This window comes from Paracoccus sp. J39 (assembly GCF_000518925.1).
Classification (GTDB): Bacteria; Pseudomonadota; Alphaproteobacteria; order Rhodobacterales; family Rhodobacteraceae; genus Paracoccus.
In genome coordinates, this window is the sequence record NZ_JAEN01000003.1 from 52,258 (window position 1) to 69,825 (window position 17,568).

A 17,568-nucleotide genomic window follows, 5' to 3' on the forward strand; every position below is an offset into this window, starting at 1 on the left:
TTGCCGTGCGGGCCGCCGCCCGGGCCCGAAGCCGGAGCAGCGGCGCATCTTCACGCTTATCGCGCGGAGCGGACAGCGGCGCGAAGGCCGGCCCGGCGTGAAAACCGCCCCTGGCCGCGCCGAGCCCGGGCCTGGGGCGTCGCGTCATGCCGGGAATATGGCTCCGGCCTCCATCCGGTCCGATGCGCGGTGTCGGGAAAAATCCCCAGCCGGGGACGCGCTTTATCCGGGATGATGGGCGCCATCCTCGGAATCCCTTAAGCATTGGTTCCGAAGTCCATCAGCCCTGAGGAAGCGGAAAAGGCGTTCCCGGAGACATCGCCAGATCCGACTGGGCATCGAAGCGGCAAAGGGCGACGCCACGGCCGGATGGCTCGACCGCCGCTGCCCGTAGGGCCGTCCGGGACGCAAAGCCGGACATCGCCGCCGCGAAATCGCCTGCATGGGCCCACAGAAACCGCATCCCCTCTGCTACGCCATCGCCCGCGGTCCGGCGACGCGCCCCGTTGCTGCCGAAAAGCCGGCATCGGGCCTCCTGCCCCGTTCAGCCCTCGGGGTCGGCGGTGATCTCGGCGGCGAAGGCGGGGCCGAAACGCTCCAGCCGCGCCGCGTCCAGATAGCGCGACAGGTCGCGCGGTCGGTCCTCGGCGATGCGGCGCAGGGCGGAATTGCCGACCGAGAGCGGCTTTTCCGTGCCGTCCTCGCCGCGCATCAGCCGGGCCTGGGCCTCGGCCAGCCGGTCGAACAATGCGCCCGAGGCGCGACCGGCCAGCGCCCGGCGTGCCGGATGCATCGGCGCCACCTCGCCGGCGATGACGCGCAGGAATTCCTCGCCATAGCTTTCCAGCTTCTTGGCGCCGACGCCGTTCACCCGCGCCATCTCGTCCAGCGTCCGGGGACGGCTCTGCGCCATCTCGATCAGCGTGCGGTCGGGAAAGATGACATAGGCCGGCACACGCGCCGCCTCGGCCAGCGCCCGCCGCTTGGCCTTCAGCGCCGAGAGCAGCGGCGCGTCCTCCTCGTCGACCGAGGCGCGGACCACCACGGCGGGACGGGCGCGGGTCATGGCGTCGCGGCGCAGGGTGATCCGCGCCTCGCCGCGCAGCACGGGATGGGCGGCGGCGGTGATGGCCAGGCCGCCATGGCGTTCCGGGTCGGGCCGGATCAGGTCGCGGCCCAGCATCTGCCGGATCACCGCCTGCCATTGCGCCTTCGACAGGTCGCGCCCGCAGCCGAAGGTCGGCAGCCGGTCATGGCCGCGGCCCCGGATGCGGTCGGTCATGGTGCCGGTCAGCACGTCGATGACATGGCCGGCGCCATAGGTCTGGCCGGTGCGCAGCACCGCCGACAGCACCTTCTGCGCCGCCTCGGTCGCGTCGAAACATTCGGGCGGGTTGTCGCAGATGTCGCAATTGCCGCAGGGCGTCGCCTCTTCGCCGAAATAGGACAGCAGGGCGACGCGGCGGCAGGCGGTCGCCTCGGCCAGGCCCAGCAGCGCGTTCAGCCGGGCATGGTCGGCGGCCTTGCGCTCGGCCGGGGCCAGCCCCTCGTCGATCTGGCCGCGGCGCAGGCGGATGTCGTCGGGGCCGTAAAGCGTCAGCGTCTCGGCCGGGGCGCCGTCGCGGCCGCTGCGGCCGATCTCCTGGTAATAGGCCTCGATGGATTTCGGCAGGTCGGCATGGGCGACCCAGCGGATGTCGGGCTTGTCGATGCCCATGCCGAAGGCCACGGTGGCGACCACGATCAGCCCGTCCTCGCGCTGGAAGCGGGTCTCGACCTCGCGGCGCAGGTCGGCCTCCATGCCGCCGTGATAAGCGGCGGCGGCAAGGCCCGCGTCGTTCAGCGCCCCGGCCAGCGTCTCGGTCTTGGCGCGGGTGCCGCAATAGACGATGCCGGACTGGCCGCGGCGGGCGGCGGCGAAGTCGAGGATCTGCCGGCGCGGCCCGTCCTTGGGCTGGAAGGCCAGGTGAATGTTCGGCCGGTCGAAGCCGCGCAGGAAGATCTGCGGCTGGGCGCCGTCGAACAGGCGCTTGACGATTTCCTCGCGCGTCTCGGCATCTGCCGTGGCGGTGAAGGCGGCCAGCGGCACCGCCAGCGCCCGGCGCAGCTCGCCCACGCGCAGGTAGTCGGGGCGGAAATCGTGGCCCCATTGGCTGACGCAATGCGCCTCGTCCACGGCGATGGCCTGCACGCCGGCGCGGCGCAGCATCGGGATGGTCGCGCCCGAGGCCAATCGTTCCGGCGCCATATACAGAAGCCGCAGCTCGCGGGCAGCCATCGCCCGCAGGACCTCGCTGTTTTCCTCGTCCGAATTGCCGGAGGTGAGCGCCGCCGCCGCCACGCCCGCCTCGGTCAGCGCCCGCACCTGGTCGCGCATCAGCGCGATCAGCGGCGAGATCACCACGGTCAGCCCGTCGCGCATCAGCGCCGGCAGCTGGTAGCACAGCGACTTGCCGCCTCCGGTCGGCATGATCGCCAGCACATCGCGGCCGGCGGCGACGGCATCGACGATCTCCTCCTGCCCCGGACGGAAGGCGTCGAAGCCGAAGACCTGCCGCAGGAGGGGGGCGGCCGACATCTAGAAGCCGTAGAACCAGCCGGCGTTGTTGGCGAGCGCGCGCTGCAGGATGATGATGGCGATGAACACCACCAGCGGCGCCAGGTCCAGCCCGCCGGTATTGGGCAGGATGGACCGCACCGGGGCATAGATCGGCTCCAGCAGGCGATTGAGCCCGTTCCAGACCTGCCAGATCAGCGGCTGGCGCAGGTTCAGCACCTGGAAGTTGATCAGCCAGGACATGATGATATGGGCGATCATCACGAACCAGACCACGTCGAGTATCAGCATCAAGGCTTCGTAGAGCGTGCCCATTCCATTCCCTTCCGGCTGTTCCCCGGACAGGTAAGGCAGGCATCCGCCTTGCGCAAGCTGCAAGCATGGCCGCAGCGTTCCGATTGACGCCCCGGCGGACCGCCGCTAGCCCCGCGGCGTTGCCCAAGGCAGAAGGACGCCGCCATGTATCCCATGTTCCGCTTTGCCAAGGAGATGCTGAAGTTCCGCCGCAGCCCCCGGATCGGCGTGCTGGAGCCGCATGTCTCGACCCATCGCTGCTGGCCCTGGGACCTCGACCCGTGGATCGAGCTGAACAACGGCCGCACGCTGACGCTTTACGACCTGGGGCGGCTGCCGATGGCGGTGCGCACCGGCATCATCGGCACGATGCGGGAAAACGGCTGGGGCATCACCGTGGCCGGAAACACGGTGCGCTATCGGCGGCGGATCAAGGGGTTCCAGCACTTCACCATGGTCTCGCGCACGCTGGGCTGGGACGAACGCTTCCTTTACATGGAGCAGAGCATGTGGCGGGCGGGCGAATGCTGCAACCACATGCTGCTGCGCGGCGCCATCACCTCGGCCCAGGGCATCGTCGCGCCGGCGCGGCTGATGCAGGCGGCCGGGCGCGATCCCGTCAGCCCGGACCTGCCGGGCTGGGTGCAGGCCTGGATCGCGGCGGATGCCCAGCGGCCCTGGCCGCCGGTGCTGCCGCCGATCGCCCCCGCCGACCGGAATGCCGACTTGCCAGCCTGACCGCGCTGGGGCCTTATGCGCCCCGAAAGGCGGAACACAGGGTGCGCTTCAGCGCATCCCAAGGGCGGGGAACCATCATGGAACGCAGACGCATCTGGGGCTGGTGGTTCTTCGACTGGGCCAGCCAGCCCTTCGCGACGCTGCTGATGACCTTCATCTTCCCGGTCTATTACGCCGAGGTCGCCCGCCAGCACTATACCGCGCAAGGCATGACGCCCGAGGCGGCGGGCGCGGCGGCGCAGTCGCTCTGGGGCTACGGTCTGGGCATCTGCGGGGTGATCATCGCGGTCCTGGCCCCGGTGCTGGGCGCCATCGCCGACAATACCGGGCGGCGGCTGGTCTGGGTCTGGATCTTTTCCGCCTTCTACATGGCAGGGTCCTGGGGGCTGTGGTTCCTGATGCCCGACCAGCCGAACCTGCACCTGGCCATCGTCAGCTTCGGCATCGGGCTGATCGGCATGGAATTCGCCACCATCTTCACCAATGCCCTGCTGCCCGGGCTGGCGCCGCATGACGAGATCGGCCGCATCTCGGGCTCGGGCTTCGCCTTCGGCTATCTCGGCGGCGTCATCGCGCTGGCCGCGGTGCTGCTGCTTCTGGCCGAGAACGCCCAGACCGGCCGCACCATGCTGGGCATCCCTCCGGTGCTGGGCCTCGATCCGGCGCTGCGCGAGGGCACGCGGGCCGTGGGGCCGTTCACGGCGCTGTGGTATCTGGCCTTCATGATCCCCTTCGCGCTTTGGGTGCCGGAAACGCGGGGGCCGCGCCGGCCGCTGCATCTGGGCGCGGCCATGGCGGAACTGGGCCGGCTGCTCGCCAGCCTGCGGCACCGGCATTCGCTGGCGGCCTGGCTGGCCTCGTCCATGTTCTCGCGCGATGCGCTGAACGCGCTTTACGCCTTTGGCGGGGTCTATGCCGGCACGGTGCTGGGCTGGCCGGTCTTTCTGGCCGGGGTCTTCGGCGTGGTCAGCGCCGTTTCGGCCGCCGTCATCAGCTGGATCGGCGGCCGCGCCGACCGGCGCTGGGGGCCGAAGCCGGTGATCGTCGCCTGCACGCTGGTGTTGATCGGCGTGTGCATCCTCGTCACCGGCATGAGCCGCCAGCAGGTGCTGGGCCTGCCGCTGGCCGAGGGCTCGCGCCTGCCCGATGCGCTGTTCTTCCTCTGCGGCGCGCTGATCGGCGGCGCGGGGGGCGCGCTGCAATCGGCTAGCCGCACCATGATGGTGCGCCACACCACGCCGGAACGGGCCACCGAGGCCTTCGGCCTTTACGCGCTGTCGGGCAAGGCGACGGCTTTCCTTGCGCCCCTGTTGATCGCCACGGTGACGGATGTGACCGGAAGCCAACGGCTCGGCATCTCTCCGCTCATCGTGATGTTCCTTCTGGCGCTGGTTCTGCTAGTTTGGGTCAAAGCAAAAGGAGAGGCCGAGCAGTGATCCGCAAATTCCTGACCGCCGCCGTGCTGGCGCTGACCGGGCTTGGCCTCGTGCAGCCCGCCGGGGCCGACCCGCTGGCCCGCAGCGTCTTCGGCGCCGTTCCCGGCCCGACCGGAGGCGCACCCGTCTCGATCGGGTTCTATTCCAAGGGCTGCATCTCGGGCGCCGTGCAACTGCCGGAATCCGGCCCGACCTGGCAGGCCATGCGCCTGTCCCGGAACCGCAACTGGGGCCATCCCGAACTGGTCAGCTTCCTGATCGGCCTGTCGCAGGCGGCGCGCCAGGTGGGCTGGCAGGGGCTCTATATCGGCGACATGGGCCAGCCGAGGGGCGGGCCGATGACCTCGGGCCATGCCAGCCACCAGTCCGGGCTCGACGCCGATATCTGGATGCTGCCGCCGCAAAGCCTGCGCCTGACCGCGGCGCAGCGCGAGAAGATCTCGTCGCAATCGGTGGTGAACAAGGCCGGCACCGCGCCCTCGGGCCTGTGGAACGGCGGGCACATGGCGATCATGCGCGCCGCCGCCCGCGACCCCAGGGTCGAGCGCATCTTCGTCGATCCGGTCGCCAAGCTCGCCATGTGCCAGACCGAGACCGGCGACCGCAGCTACCTGCGCAAGATCCGGCCGCTGGGCGGCCACGACTATCACTTCCACGTCCGGATGGCCTGCCCGGCAGGCTCGGTCTGCCAGCAGCAGGACGCGCCGCCCCCCGGCGACGGTTGCGCCGAGGCGGCGGAATGGATCAAGAACCGCATCGATCCCAGCCGGGTCAAGCCGGTTCCGCCCGACCCGAACTATCGCCACCCCCGCAGCTTCAGGCTAAGCGAGATGCCCCGTCAATGCCAGGTCGTCGCCACCGCCCGCTAGGGCGCGGCGGCACGGCCGGCGGCGCGGCAGCGCGGCCCCGCCGCCTGCCGGGCCTTGCGCTGTCGCTGCTGCTGCTCTCGGCCTCGTCGGCCTGCGCGGCCGACCCGGCGCCGCCGGCCGCGCCGAAGGCGGATTACGTCGCGACCTATGTCTGGCAGATGGAGGACGAGGATTTCGGCGGCTTCTCGGGCATCGAGATCAGCGCCGACGGCAGTCGCTTCACCGCGCTCTCGGATCGCGCCACCCTTCGCTGGGGCAGCGTCCAGCGCGATGCGCAGGGCCGCATCCGCGGACTGGAGCCGGCCGGCCGCGCGCGCCTGCGCGACAGCGCCGGCCAGCCGCTGAAGCCCGGCTGGCAGGGCGACAGCGAGGGGCTGGCCATCGCCCCGGACGGCACGATCTGGGTCAGCTTCGAGGGGCTGACCCGCGTCGCGGGCTACGACACCCCCGACAGTCCGGCCAAGCCCCTGCCCCGGCCGCCGGAATTCAAGGCGATGCAGCGCAATTCCTCGCTGGAGGCGCTGGCGATCCTGCCCGACGGCACGCTCCTGACCCTGCCCGAGCGATCCGGCGCCCTGACCCGGCCCTTTCCGGTCTGGCGCTGGCGGAACGGCAAATGGGACCAGCCCTTCTCGATCCCGCGCTCGGGCGACTGGCTGGCGGTGGGCGCCGATATCGGCCCGGACGGGCGCTTCTACCTGCTGGAACGCGACTTCAAGGGCCTCTTGGGCTTCCGCTCCCGCGTCCGGCGCTTCGACCTGTCGGAAAGCGGCGTCTCGAACGAGCGGGTGCTGCTGGAATCGCGGCCGCTGCAATACGACAACCTCGAAGGGATCTCGGTCTGGCATGACGGGCAGGGCATCCGCATCACGCTGATCTCGGACGACAATTTCGGCTGGCTGCAGCGCACGGAACTGGTCGAATACCGGGTGGCGGAATGAGCCTTGCCGCCTGCATCGCCGCGCTGGACCGCGCGGTCGAAAGCGCCCTGGCCGAGCGGCGGATCGTCGGCTGCGTGGTCCTGCTGGCCGAGGATGGCCGGCTGGTCCATGCCCGCGCCGAAGGTTTCGCCGACCGCGAGGCCGCCCGGCCGATGCGCCGGGGGACCTGGCTGCGCTATGCTTCGGTCTCGAAGCCCTTCACCACGGTCGCGGCGCTGCGGCTGATCCAGGCGGGGCAGCTGTCTCCCGAGGATCCGGTGACGCGCTGGCTGCCGGATTTCGTCCCGGCGCTGCCCGACGGCAGCCGCCCCGTGATCACCGTGGACCAGCTGATGTCGCATCTGGCGGGGCTCGACTACGGCTTCAACCAGCCGCCGGACGGCCCCTATGCCCGCGCCGGGGTCTCGGACGGGATCGGCGACAGCGGCATCTCGCTGGCCGAGAACCTGCGCCGCATCGCCTCGGTGCCGCTGGACCGGTTGCCCGGGTCGCGCTGGCGCTATTCGGTGGCGACCGATGTGCTGGGCGCAGTGATCGAGGCGGCCGCCGACATGCCGCTGCCCGAGGCCATGGCCCGGCTGGTGACCGACCCCCTGGGCATCAAGGCCGGTTTCCACGCCCCGGACTCCGCCGACCTGGCCGCGAACTACGCCGATGCCCGCCCCCAGCCGCAGCGGATGCGCGGCCCGACCAGGGTCAGGAACCCGCTGCAGCCCGAGCAAAGCTACGCCTACCTGCCCGAGCGCATTCGCGACCCCTCGGCCTATCCTTCGGGCGGCGGCGGCATGGCCGGCACGGCCGGGGCCGCGCTGGCGCTGCTGGAAACCCTGCGCACGGGCTCCTTCCTCGGCGACGACCTGCGCACCGAGGCGCAGCGCAACCGCATCCGCCAGCGCCATCCGCTGCGCGGTCCGGGCTGGGGCCATGCCTGGGCGGGCGCGGTCGTCACCGATGCCGTGGCGGCGGGCATCGGCCTGCCGCAGGGCAGCCTGAGCTGGGGCGGCATCTACGGCCACAGCTGGATCGTCGATCCCGCCCGCCGCCGCAGCCTGGTCGCGCTGACCAATACCGCGGTCGAGGGCATGAACGACGCCTTCGCGGTGGAAATTGCCGCCGCGGCCGCGCTATAAGCCCGCACGAGATCGTTGACAGAATCCCCGGACGGCCTTATGGGGCCTTGCCCCGGACGGGGCCGAGTCTCCGCGACCTTGCCAAAACGGAAAAACAGACATGCCCCGCCTTCTTCCCGGCGTCATCGCCATGGCCACCGTCGTGGTGGCCTCGAACATCCTGGTCCAGCACCTGCTGGGCTCCTGGCTGACCTGGGGGGCGCTGACCTATCCGGTCGCCTTCCTGGTGACCGACATCATGAACCGGGTCTATGGCCCGACCGCCGCGCGCAAGGTGGTCTATGCCGGCTTCGTGACCGGCGTGCTCTGCTCGGTCGTGGCCGCCGGCATGGACAAGACCACGCTGCGCGTTGCCGTCGCCTCGGGCGCCGCCTTCCTTTCGGCGCAGCTGATGGACATCTCGGTCTTCAACCAGTTGCGAAAATACAACTGGTGGCTACCACCCCTGGCGGCCAGCGTCGTCGGCTCGATCATCGACACCACCATTTTCTTCAGCATCGCCTTTGCCTCGCAGCTGACGCCGATCTTCCCCGCGGACGATGTTTCCTGGGCAAATGAACTGGTTCCGCTGCTGGGGCATGGCCCCGTGCAGCCGCTCTGGGTCTCACTGGCCGTCGCGGACTGTTCGGTGAAGCTTGCGCAAGCGGTGCTGGCGCTCGTGCCGTTCCGCATCGTCGTCGGAAATTTGATCCAGCGCCGCGCGCAAATTCATTGACTGTTAACGGTTCTGTGGCAGGCTGAACCCATACGGCAACTTATTGAAAGGAGGTGGTCCAGTGTCGAGAGTGATATTGGAGAGAGGTGTCGGGACAGTCAGGGGGGCCGTGGCCTGAGGGCAGCCCCAAGGGTCGTAAACCCTGGCTGGGACGGTGGGCACCAACCCTAACCGGACCATCTCCGTGGATCTCGCGAGCCGTTCTCCAGCAGAACGGCTCGTTCCATTTTCCGGCCAATGCCACACCCCCCGAGCGCCGCGCCCGTGGCAAGGTCGCATGGGTATTTGGAAAACAGAGAAGCGACCTGGACTTCTCTGTTTTCCAAATACCCATAGGAGGGTGCCGTCAAAGCCCCGGCCCCGATGCAGGGACCGGGTCGAGCCAGGCTCAGATACGCTCGATGGCCAGCGCGATGCCCTGGCCGCCGCCGATGCACATGGTGATCAGGCCCTTGCGGCCGCCGGTGCGCATCAGCTCGTACATGGCCTTGACGGTGACGATGGCGCCGGTCGCCCCGACCGGATGACCCAGCGCGATGGCGCCGCCGTTCGGATTGACCTTGGCAGGGTCGAGGCCCAGCCCCTTGTTCACTGCCAGGGCCTGCGCGGCGAAAGCCTCGTTCGATTCGATCACGTCGAAATCGCCGGCCTTCAGGCCGGTGCGCTTCAGCAGCGCCTCGACCGCGGGCACCGGGCCGATGCCCATGACCTCGGGGCGCACCCCCGCCACGGCATAGCCGAGCACCCGGAACAGCGGCCTGGCGCCCGCCGCCTGCGCCGCCTCGGCCCGCGCCAGCACCAGCGCCGCCGCGCCGTCATTGATGCCCGAGGCGTTGCCGGCGGTGACCGTGCCGTCCTTCTGGAACACCGCCTTCAGCCCGGCCAGCTTCTCCAGATCCGTCGCTTTCGGGTGCTCGTCGGTGTCGAAGGCCACCATGCCCTTGCGGGTCTTGATCTCGATGGGGACGATCTGCTCCTTGAAGCGGCCCTCGGCGATGGCGGCGGCGGCGCGCTTCTGGCTTTCCAGCGCGAAATCGTCCTGCGCCTGGCGCGAGATGTCGTGCTCGCGCGCGACGTTTTCCGCCGTCACCCCCATATGGCCGGTGCCCATCGGGCAGGTCAGCGCGCCGACCATCATGTCGAGCATCTGCACGTCGCCCATCTTGGCGCCGAAGCGCGCCGCGGGCACCGCATAGGGCGCGCGGCTCATCGATTCCGCGCCGCCCGCCACGGCAAAATCCGCATCGCCCAGCATCAGTGCCTGCGCGGCCGAAACGATGGCCTGCGCCCCCGAGCCGCAGAGCCGGTTCACGTTCATCGCCGGCGTGGTGTCCGGCACCCCGGCCTCCAGCATCGCCACGCGCGACAGATACATGTCGCGCGGCTCGGTGTTCAGCACATGGCCGAAGACCACGGTGCCGATGCGCTCGGCGCCGATGCCCGCGCGCTCGATCGCGGCGCGGGTCACGGTCGCGGCCAGCTGGATCGGCGGCACGCCCGCCAGGCTGCCGCCGAAGGTGCCGATGGCCGTGCGCGCGCCGGACAGGATGACGATTTCGTTCTCGGACATGATTCCTCCGGTCATGCTGGAATTTTATTACTCGTAGCCGCGCGGCAGCGAACGGAAAAGACCCGGCCTCTTGCAACGTTGCGGAAACCGCGCAAGATGCGGCCATGACGAACGATCCCCGGCTGAGCCTCCGCCTGCATTTCGATTCCGGCCTGACCTTCGGGCGCGGCAAGGCCGACCTGCTGCAAGGCATTGCCGAGGAAGGCTCGATCTCGGCCGCCGGGCGGCGCATGAAGATGAGCTATCGCCGCGCCTGGTCGCTGGTCGAGGAGATGAATGCGCATTTCGATGCACCCCTGGTCGACAGCAGCCGTGGCGGCGCCAGGGGCGGCGGCGCCCAGCTGACCGAACGGGGCCGGCAGGTGCTGGCCGATTACCGGGCGCTGGAGGCGCTGCTGCGCGACCAGGGCGCCGGGCAGCTGGCGCGGCTGCGGGCGGGGCAGCGATCTGTTTCAGCGTAAATAACGGTTGCCAGATGCCCGGCCACCTGGTTATGTCCATTGAAACATAACGAATGGACCAGCCCGATGCGCCTGTCTTTCCTTGCCGCCGCCCTGATCGCGCTTGCCCCCGCCGCGCAGGCCGACGAGATCACCATCTTCGCCGCCGCCAGCCTCAAGGACGCGCTGGACGAGATCGCCGCCGATTGGCAGAGAAGCCATGACGATACGGTGGCCATCTCCTATGCCGGCAGCTCGCAGCTGGCCAAGCAGATCCAGGAGGGGGCGCCGGCCGACCTGTTCATCTCGGCCTCGACGGACTGGATGGACGTGGTGCAGGAATCGGGCGACATCGACCCGGCCACGCGCAAGGACCTGCTGGGCAACACGCTGGTGCTGGTCGGCACCGGCAAGCCGGCCGAGGCGCCGGTGACCGAGCTGCCCGCCCTGCTGGGCGACGGCAAGCTGGCCATGGCGCTGGTCGATTCCGTGCCCGCCGGGCAATACGGCAAGGCGGCGCTGACCTCGCTGGGCCTCTGGGACCAGGTGGAAAGCCAGGTCGCTCAGACCGACAACGTCCGCGCCGCGCTGAAGCTGGTCGCCACCGGAGAGGCGCCCCTGGGCATCGTCTACGGAAGCGACGCCGTGGCCGAGCCGGGCGTGGGCGTGGTCGCGACCTTCCCGGCCGACAGCCATGACAAGATCACCTATCCCGGCGCTGTGACCAGGGCCGCCGACACGCCGCAGGCCGCCGCCTTCCTTGACAGCCTGTCGCAGGAGCCGGCAAAGTCGATCTTTGAATCTCAAGGCTTCACCGTCACGCAATGATCCCCACCGACTGGCTTGGCCCTCAGGAATGGCAGGCCGTGCGCCTGTCCCTGCGGGTGGCCTGCGTCGCCACGCTCGCCAGCCTGCCCTTTGCCGTCGCCATCGCCTGGCTTCTGGCGCGACGGCGGTTTCCCGGGCACGGGCTGCTGAGCGGCCTCGTGCATCTGCCGCTGATCCTGCCCCCGGTCGTCACCGGCTACCTGCTGCTGGTCACCTTCGGCACGCAGGGGCCGGTGGGCAGCCTGCTGAAGCCCTTGGGCATCGTCTTCGCCTTTCGCTGGACCGGCGCGGCGCTGGCCTGCGGCATCATGGGCTTTCCGCTGATGGTGCGCGCCATCCGGCTGGGCTTCGAGGCGGTGGACCCCAGGCTGGAACAGGCCGCCGCCACCCTGGGCGCGCCGCGGGCCTGGATCTTCCTGACCGTGACCCTGCCCCTGATCCTGCCCGCCATCCTGGCCGGCGCCACGCTGGGCTTCGCCAAGGCGATGGGCGAGTTCGGCGCCACCATCACCTTCGTCTCGAACATTCCCGGCCAGACCCAGACCCTGCCCTCGGCCATCTATGCGCTGCTGCAGGTGCCCTCGGGCGATGCGGCGGCGCTGCGGCTGGTGCTGGTCTCGGTGGTGATCGCCATGGCGGCGGTGCTGGTCTCGGAATGGCTGGCATGGCGCATGTCGGCGCGCATGTCGGGGCGGCGCTGATGCTGGCAGTCGCCTTTCGCCACCGTTTTCCTGGTCTGGCGCTGGATGTCGCCTTCGAGGCGCCGGCCGGCGTGACGGCGCTGTTCGGCCCCTCGGGCTGCGGGAAAAGCACGGCGATCAACGCCATCGCCGGGCTCTTGCGTCCCGACCAGGGCCGGATCGCGCTGAACGGGCGGGTGCTGTTCGACAGTAGGACCAATCTGCCGCCTCAGGCGCGGCGCATCGGCTGCGTGTTCCAGGACGCGCGGCTGTTTCCGCATATGACGGTGGCGGCGAACCTGCGCTATCCCTCGCGCTGGCGGCGCGGCGCGGCGCGGGATTTCGACCGCATCGTCGAGATGCTGGCGCTGGGGCCGCTGCTTGCGCGCCGCCCCGGCACGTTGTCGGGCGGCGAGCGCCAGCGCGTCGCCATCGGCCGGGCGCTGCTGTCGGACCCGGCGCTTTTGGTGATGGACGAGCCGCTGGCGGCGCTGGACGAGGCCCGCAAGGCCGAGATCATGCCCTGGCTGGAACGCCTGCGGGACGAGATCCGATTGCCGATCCTCTATGTCAGCCATTCGGTCCCCGAGGTGCTGCGGCTGGCGACGACGGTGGTGCTGATGCGGCAGGGCCGCGTCACCCATTCCGGCCCGCTGACCGAGATCCTGGCCGATCCGGCGCTGGCCCCGCAACTCGGCGCGCGCGAGGCCGGCGCGCTCATCCGCGCCACGGTCGAGGGGCGCGAGCCCGACGGCATGACAAGGGTCGCCACCGCCGGGGGGCCGATGCTGCTGCCGGAACTGGATCTGCTGCCCGGGCGGGTGCTGCGGCTGCGAATCCTCGCGCATGAGGTGATCCTGGCGCGCGAGGCGCCGCAGGGCCTCTCGGCGCTAAATGTGCTACCGGTCGCGGTGACGCGGATCGAGGGCGGGCTGGTACAGCTGGCCCTGGGCGATGAGCGGATGCTTGCGCAAGTCACGCCGCGCTCGGTCAAGGCACTGGAATTGCAGCCGGGCACCGCCTGCCATGCGGTCGTGAAATCGGTCTCGGTCCTGCCCAGCTAGGTCGGGTCGAGGCTTTGTCATTTGCGCGACCCCGGAAATTTCGCTTATCCTGCCCGCAAAAACATGAGGGCAGTATGAACAGGTTTCTCAAGCTCGCCATTGTCGGGCTGGTGGCCTCTTGCGGAGGAGGCGGGAACTACAAGGCACCGCGCAATCTGGAAAACGCCTGCGCCCTGGCGGCGGAACGGCCCGCCTATATGCGCGCGATGAAGGCGACAGAGCGGCGCTGGGGCATCCCCGTCCACGTCCAGATGGCGACGATTCACCAGGAATCGAAATTCATCGGCGATGCCCGGACCCCGCATCAATATGCGCTGGGGATCATCCCGATCGGGCGGCAGAGCTCGGCCTATGGCTACAGCCAAGCGCTGGACAGCACCTGGGACGATTACCGCAAGCAGACCGGCAACCGCCGCGCCCGGCGCGACAACATCAAGGACGCCACCGATTTCATGGGCTGGTACATGAACGATTCGGCGCGGATGCTGGGCATCTCGAAATGGGATGCCGGCGCGCAATACCTGGCCTATCACGAAGGCCGCAGCGGCTTCGCCAAGGGATCGCACAATTCCAAGCCCTGGCTGGTGAACGTGGCCGGCAAGGTTCAGACCCGGTCCGAGCTTTACCGGATGCAGCTCGCCTCCTGCCGCTGAGCCGCCGTAGCGCGGCCGCATAGGAGTATTTGGGAAACGGTGAAAGACCGAAGCCCCGCGCTCGGTTTCTCTGTTTCTCAAATACCCATACCGGCCGTTCCACGGGCGCGGCGCAGGAAAAAGGGGTCGCAAGGCTGCCAATTCATGCCGGCCCGCCGCGGTCTTCAGCGGCGGCGGGCGATCTCGTTCTCGATGGCGAAGGTCGAGGGCGCGAAGCTGACCCCGGTCTGCATGTCGCCCAGGATGACGGTGGTGCGCTTGCCGGTGTCGTCGGTCACCACCCATTGCCGCAGCTGCGTCGGGTTGGCGGTGAAGACCATCTGGATATTGCCGTATTCCGGATGCTGCGGGTCCTGCGCGGTGACGACGGTGGTGTTCTTCTTCTCGGCATAGCCGGTGACCATCCGCGCCTGGCCCAGGTTGATGTTCGGCGCCAGGATCAGCGACAGCGGCGTCTTGGACAGCGGATATTGCTGCGGGCCGCCGCGCGTCTTGCCGTCGAACACCGCGACCTGCCCGGCCGAGGCCAGCACCAGCGTCCGGTCGCCCTTGTATTCGAAGCGCACCCGGTTCGGGCGGTGGATGTAAAGCACCCCGGTCGAGATCGAGCCGTCGGCATTCACCTGGGTGAAATCCGCCTTGGCGGTCTTCAGGCCGTTGAGATAGCGCGAGATCTCGTTCAGCGGGATCTTCTCGGCCAGGGCGGGAAAGGCCATGGCCAGACACAGGACGGGGGCGAGGGCGAGCGTTTTCAGTTTCATGGGCTGGATGATACCGATCCTTCGATGTCTTGCACATCACGTTCGCTGGATGCGCGGCGCCTCAACGCTGACGGCGGCGTGAGCGTTCCGTCACAGCCGTCGCCCGGTCAGCAGCCGCGGCATCGGATCAAGGCCCAGCCCCGCCGCCTGCCGCATGAAGCCGCGCCGCAGCGGCGGAATGGCATCGACCAGGCCCATGCCGATCTCGCGCGCGGCGCGCAGCAGCGGATTGGCATTGGAAAACAGCGTGTTCACCCCGTCCATGCCAAGGGCCAGCGCCGTCGCGTCCGGGCGGCGCCAGTCCTGATAGCGGGCCAGCACCGGCGCGGCGCCGATATCCTCGCCGCGGCGGCGGGCGGCGACGATCACCTCGGCCAGCGCCGCCACGTCGCGCAGGCCCAGGTTCAGCCCCTGCCCGGCGATGGGATGCACGCCATGCGCCGCGTCGCCGACCAGCGCCACGCGCGCATCGACATAGCGCTCGGCCAGCGTCAGGTTCAGCGGATAGGAGAATCGCGGGCCGGCCAGCCGGATTTCGCCCAGGAAATCGCCGAAGCGCGGGCGCAGGACGGCCAGGAAGTCCGGGTCCGGCAGTTCGATGACGGCGCGGGCCTGGGCCTCGGCCTCGGACCAGACGATCGAGCTGCGATTGCCCGGCAGCGGCAGGATCGCCAGCGGCCCGGTGGGCATGAAATACTGATGCGCGGTGCCGTGATGCGGCAAGTCGTGATCGACCGCCGCGACCAGCGCGATCTGGCCGTAATCATGGCCGATGCGCCGGATTCCGGCCCGCGCCGCCACGCCCGACTGCCGCCCGTCGGCCCCGACCAGCAGCGCCGCGCGCAGCACGCGGCCGTCCGACAGCGTGGCGCGGATGGCCGGGCCGTCGGGCTGCTGCCCGATGACCGAAAGGCCCGGCAGATGCGCGACCCGGTCCTGCATCCCGGCCAGCAGCGCGCGGTAAAGGAACCGGTCCTCGAGCATGTAGCCCAGCCGGCCCTCCTCCATCTCGGCGCCGTCGAAATGCAGGCCGAAGGGACCGGCGCCTTCGCCCGGCACGCCCTGCGTGGCCTCGACCTTGCGGATCTCCTGCGCCTTGTCGGCCAGGTCGCGCCACAGCCCCAGCGCGGCCAGCAGCCGCTGCGAGGCCAGGGCCAGCGCATAGGCGCGGCCGTCGAAAGCGTCGCCGGCGCGGGCATCGGCGGGGCGGGCATCGACCACGGCCACCGACAGGCCCGCATCGGCCAGCGCCAGCGCCAGCGCCGGGCCGTTCAGCCCGCCGCCCGCGATCAGGATGTCGAAATCGGTCTTCATGCTGCGCAATATGACCGTCGGCGAGGCAATGTCCATGCGTCTCCGTCGCCGCCAAGCGGCATTGCGGGCGCCTGCGCGGCGGGATAGCCTGTGCCTTATTTGGTATTTGAACGTTTGTCGGGGGATGGGCATGGATTGGCTCAAGGTGTCAGCGGCGGAACAGGGCCGGGCGATCCTCGCCGGGCTCATCAGCCCGGTCGGGCAGGCCGAGGCCTATCTGGACGCAGCCGCCCGCCACCCCTATGGCGACCGCATCTATGCCCGGCTGACCCCCGAACGCGCCCGGGCCGAGGCCATCGCCGCCCATGACCGGGCCCGCGCAGGGCTGCGGCGCGGGCTGCTGGACGGGGTGGCGATCAGCTGGAAGGACAATATCGACAGCGCCGGCACCGCGACCGAGGCGGGCTCGCGCCTGCTGGAGGGCCGGGTGCCCGAGCGCGACGCCGCCATCCTGGCCGGCGCGACGCTGGACGGGCTGGTCTGCCTGGGCAAGACACATATGACCGAACTGGCCTTTTCCGGGCTGGGGGTGAACCCGGTGACGGCGACCCCGCCGAACAGCATCGACCAGGAGCTGGCGCCGGGCGGATCAAGCGCGGGGGCGGCGGTCTCGGTGGCGCTGGGGCTGGCGGCGGCGGCCGTCGGCTCGGATACCGGCGGCTCTCTGCGGGTGCCGGCGGCCTGGAACGGGCTGGTCGGCTTCAAGCCCACGCAGGGCGCCGTCAGCGGCGAGGGCATCGTGCCGCTGTGCCGCCGCTTCGACGTGGCCGGCCCCATCGCCCGCACGGTCGAGGATTGCGCCGAGCTTTTCGCCGTGCTGCGCGGCGAGCCCGCGCCCGACCTGGCCGGGGCCGGCCCGCGCGGCCTGCGGCTGATGGTGCTGGACGGCGTGCCCTTCGACGAGGCGCGCAAGGAGCCCGTGGCCGGTTTCGAGGATGCGGTGGACCGCCTGGCCCGCGCCGGCGCCCGCATCACCCATGCCGCGCCGCCCTGCGTGGCCGAGGCCATGGTGCTGGCGCCGCTGCTTTTCGCCCCCGAGGCCTATGGCATCTGGCGCGAGCAGATCGAGGCGGCGCCCGAGCTGATGTATCCGCCGATCCTGGAACGCTTCCGGGGCGGCCAGTTCGTGCTGGCCGCGGATTACGTCGCCGCCTGGGAAGAGCTCGACCGGCTGCGCGCCGACTGGGCGCGGCTGGTCGCCGGCTTCGACGCGGTGATCCTGCCCACGGCGCCGATCCTGCCGCCGCCGGTGGACCGGCTGCTGGCCGAAGAGGAGTTCTTCGCGCGCGAGAACCTGCTGACCCTGCGCAACACCCGCATCGCCAATCTGCTGGGCCTGCCGGCGATCAGCCTGCCGACCGGCCATCCGGCCTGCGGCATCATGCTGATGGGCCGCGCGGGCGGCGACCGCGCCCTGCTGGCCGCCGCCGCCGGGGCCGAGGCCGGCCTGCGCTGACCCCCGGATTTTCCGGGCAAATCCGGGGCGGGCAGGCGCAATCTTCCCGCGAAACTCTGGACGCATGGGGGGATTGCCGGTAATCTTGCGACGAAACGGGGCGCGACGACCCCGAACGAGAG

At 70.1% G+C, this 17,568-nt stretch carries 17 protein-coding genes; 12 read left to right on the forward strand and 5 right to left on the reverse strand.

Annotation, left to right across the window (positions count from 1 at the left end; translation table 11 throughout):
* Positions 1–544: 544 nt before the first annotated feature.
* Both recQ and L632_RS0103700 read right to left on the reverse strand, forming a co-directional pair.
* Positions 545–2,578 carry a DNA helicase RecQ gene (gene recQ / locus L632_RS0103695; protein ID WP_028711585.1) on the reverse strand — a complete coding sequence of 678 codons (2,034 nt, stop codon included), beginning with the start codon at positions 2,576–2,578 and terminating at the stop codon, positions 545–547.
* A complete protein-coding gene (locus tag L632_RS0103700) occupies positions 2,579–2,872 on the reverse strand; it encodes a YggT family protein (protein ID WP_028711586.1) in 294 nt (97 codons plus the stop codon). It abuts the gene before it with no gap.
* 144 nt (positions 2,873–3,016) lie between these two features.
* Between L632_RS0103700 and L632_RS0103705 the strand changes: the two genes are divergently transcribed.
* From L632_RS0103705 to L632_RS0103730, 6 genes are all read left to right on the forward strand, one after another.
* Positions 3,017–3,589 carry an acyl-CoA thioesterase gene (locus L632_RS0103705; protein ID WP_028711587.1) on the forward strand — a complete coding sequence of 191 codons (573 nt, stop codon included), beginning with the start codon at positions 3,017–3,019 and terminating at the stop codon, positions 3,587–3,589.
* 41 nt (positions 3,590–3,630) lie between these two features.
* Complete coding sequence (locus L632_RS0103710) at positions 3,631–5,025, forward strand: MFS transporter (RefSeq protein ID WP_256380422.1); 1,395 nt, start codon at positions 3,631–3,633, stop codon at positions 5,023–5,025.
* On the forward strand, positions 5,022–5,894 hold the full coding sequence (gene mepA / locus L632_RS0103715) for a penicillin-insensitive murein endopeptidase (RefSeq protein WP_028711589.1): 873 nt from the start codon (positions 5,022–5,024) through the stop codon (positions 5,892–5,894). Before L632_RS0103710 ends, mepA begins: the two co-directional genes overlap by 4 nt.
* On the forward strand, positions 5,867–6,835 hold the full coding sequence (locus L632_RS0103720; protein ID WP_028711590.1) for an esterase-like activity of phytase family protein: 969 nt from the start codon (positions 5,867–5,869) through the stop codon (positions 6,833–6,835). Before mepA ends, L632_RS0103720 begins: the two co-directional genes overlap by 28 nt.
* A complete protein-coding gene (locus tag L632_RS0103725) occupies positions 6,832–7,965 on the forward strand; it encodes a serine hydrolase (RefSeq protein ID WP_028716376.1) in 1,134 nt (377 codons plus the stop codon). The genes L632_RS0103720 and L632_RS0103725 overlap by 4 nt, the downstream gene beginning before the upstream one ends.
* 100 nt (positions 7,966–8,065) lie before the next feature.
* Entirely contained in the window at positions 8,066–8,680 is a 615-nt protein-coding gene (locus tag L632_RS0103730) for a VUT family protein (RefSeq protein ID WP_028716377.1), read from the forward strand.
* Between the two features lie 388 nt (positions 8,681–9,068).
* On the opposite strand, the gene L632_RS0103735 is transcribed toward L632_RS0103730, so the two are convergent.
* Positions 9,069–10,250: an acetyl-CoA C-acyltransferase family protein gene (locus L632_RS0103735; RefSeq protein ID WP_028711593.1), complete on the reverse strand. Its 1,182-nt coding sequence runs from the start codon at positions 10,248–10,250 to the stop codon at positions 9,069–9,071.
* A 104-nt stretch (positions 10,251–10,354) separates the two neighbouring features.
* Here L632_RS0103735 and L632_RS0103740 point away from each other — a divergent pair, with 104 nt between their 5' ends.
* From L632_RS0103740 to L632_RS0103760, 5 genes are all read left to right on the forward strand, one after another.
* Entirely contained in the window at positions 10,355–10,711 is a 357-nt protein-coding gene (locus L632_RS0103740; protein ID WP_028711594.1) for a winged helix-turn-helix domain-containing protein, read from the forward strand.
* Between the two features lie 66 nt (positions 10,712–10,777).
* Positions 10,778–11,518: a molybdate ABC transporter substrate-binding protein gene (modA, locus tag L632_RS0103745; RefSeq protein WP_028716378.1), complete on the forward strand. Its 741-nt coding sequence runs from the start codon at positions 10,778–10,780 to the stop codon at positions 11,516–11,518.
* A complete protein-coding gene (gene modB, locus L632_RS0103750; RefSeq protein ID WP_028716379.1) occupies positions 11,515–12,219 on the forward strand; it encodes a molybdate ABC transporter permease subunit in 705 nt (234 codons plus the stop codon). The genes modA and modB overlap by 4 nt, the downstream gene beginning before the upstream one ends.
* A complete protein-coding gene (gene modC / locus L632_RS0103755) occupies positions 12,219–13,262 on the forward strand; it encodes a molybdenum ABC transporter ATP-binding protein (protein WP_084648059.1) in 1,044 nt (347 codons plus the stop codon). The genes modB and modC overlap by 1 nt, the downstream gene beginning before the upstream one ends.
* Before the next feature lie 74 nt (positions 13,263–13,336).
* A complete protein-coding gene (locus L632_RS0103760; RefSeq protein WP_028711598.1) occupies positions 13,337–13,915 on the forward strand; it encodes a lytic transglycosylase in 579 nt (192 codons plus the stop codon).
* A gap of 164 nt (positions 13,916–14,079) precedes the next feature.
* Here L632_RS0103760 and L632_RS0103765 read toward each other — a convergent pair whose 3' ends face one another.
* Positions 14,080–14,676: an outer membrane lipoprotein carrier protein LolA gene (locus L632_RS0103765; protein ID WP_036697277.1), complete on the reverse strand. Its 597-nt coding sequence runs from the start codon at positions 14,674–14,676 to the stop codon at positions 14,080–14,082.
* A 90-nt stretch (positions 14,677–14,766) separates the two neighbouring features.
* Complete coding sequence (locus L632_RS0103770) at positions 14,767–16,026, reverse strand: UbiH/UbiF/VisC/COQ6 family ubiquinone biosynthesis hydroxylase (protein WP_156929413.1); 1,260 nt, start codon at positions 16,024–16,026, stop codon at positions 14,767–14,769.
* A 94-nt stretch (positions 16,027–16,120) separates the two neighbouring features.
* Here L632_RS0103770 and L632_RS0103775 point away from each other — a divergent pair, with 94 nt between their 5' ends.
* Positions 16,121–17,446, forward strand: a complete 1,326-nt coding sequence (locus L632_RS0103775) for an amidase (RefSeq protein WP_028716382.1) — start codon at positions 16,121–16,123, stop codon at positions 17,444–17,446.
* Positions 17,447–17,568 lie beyond the last annotated feature (122 nt).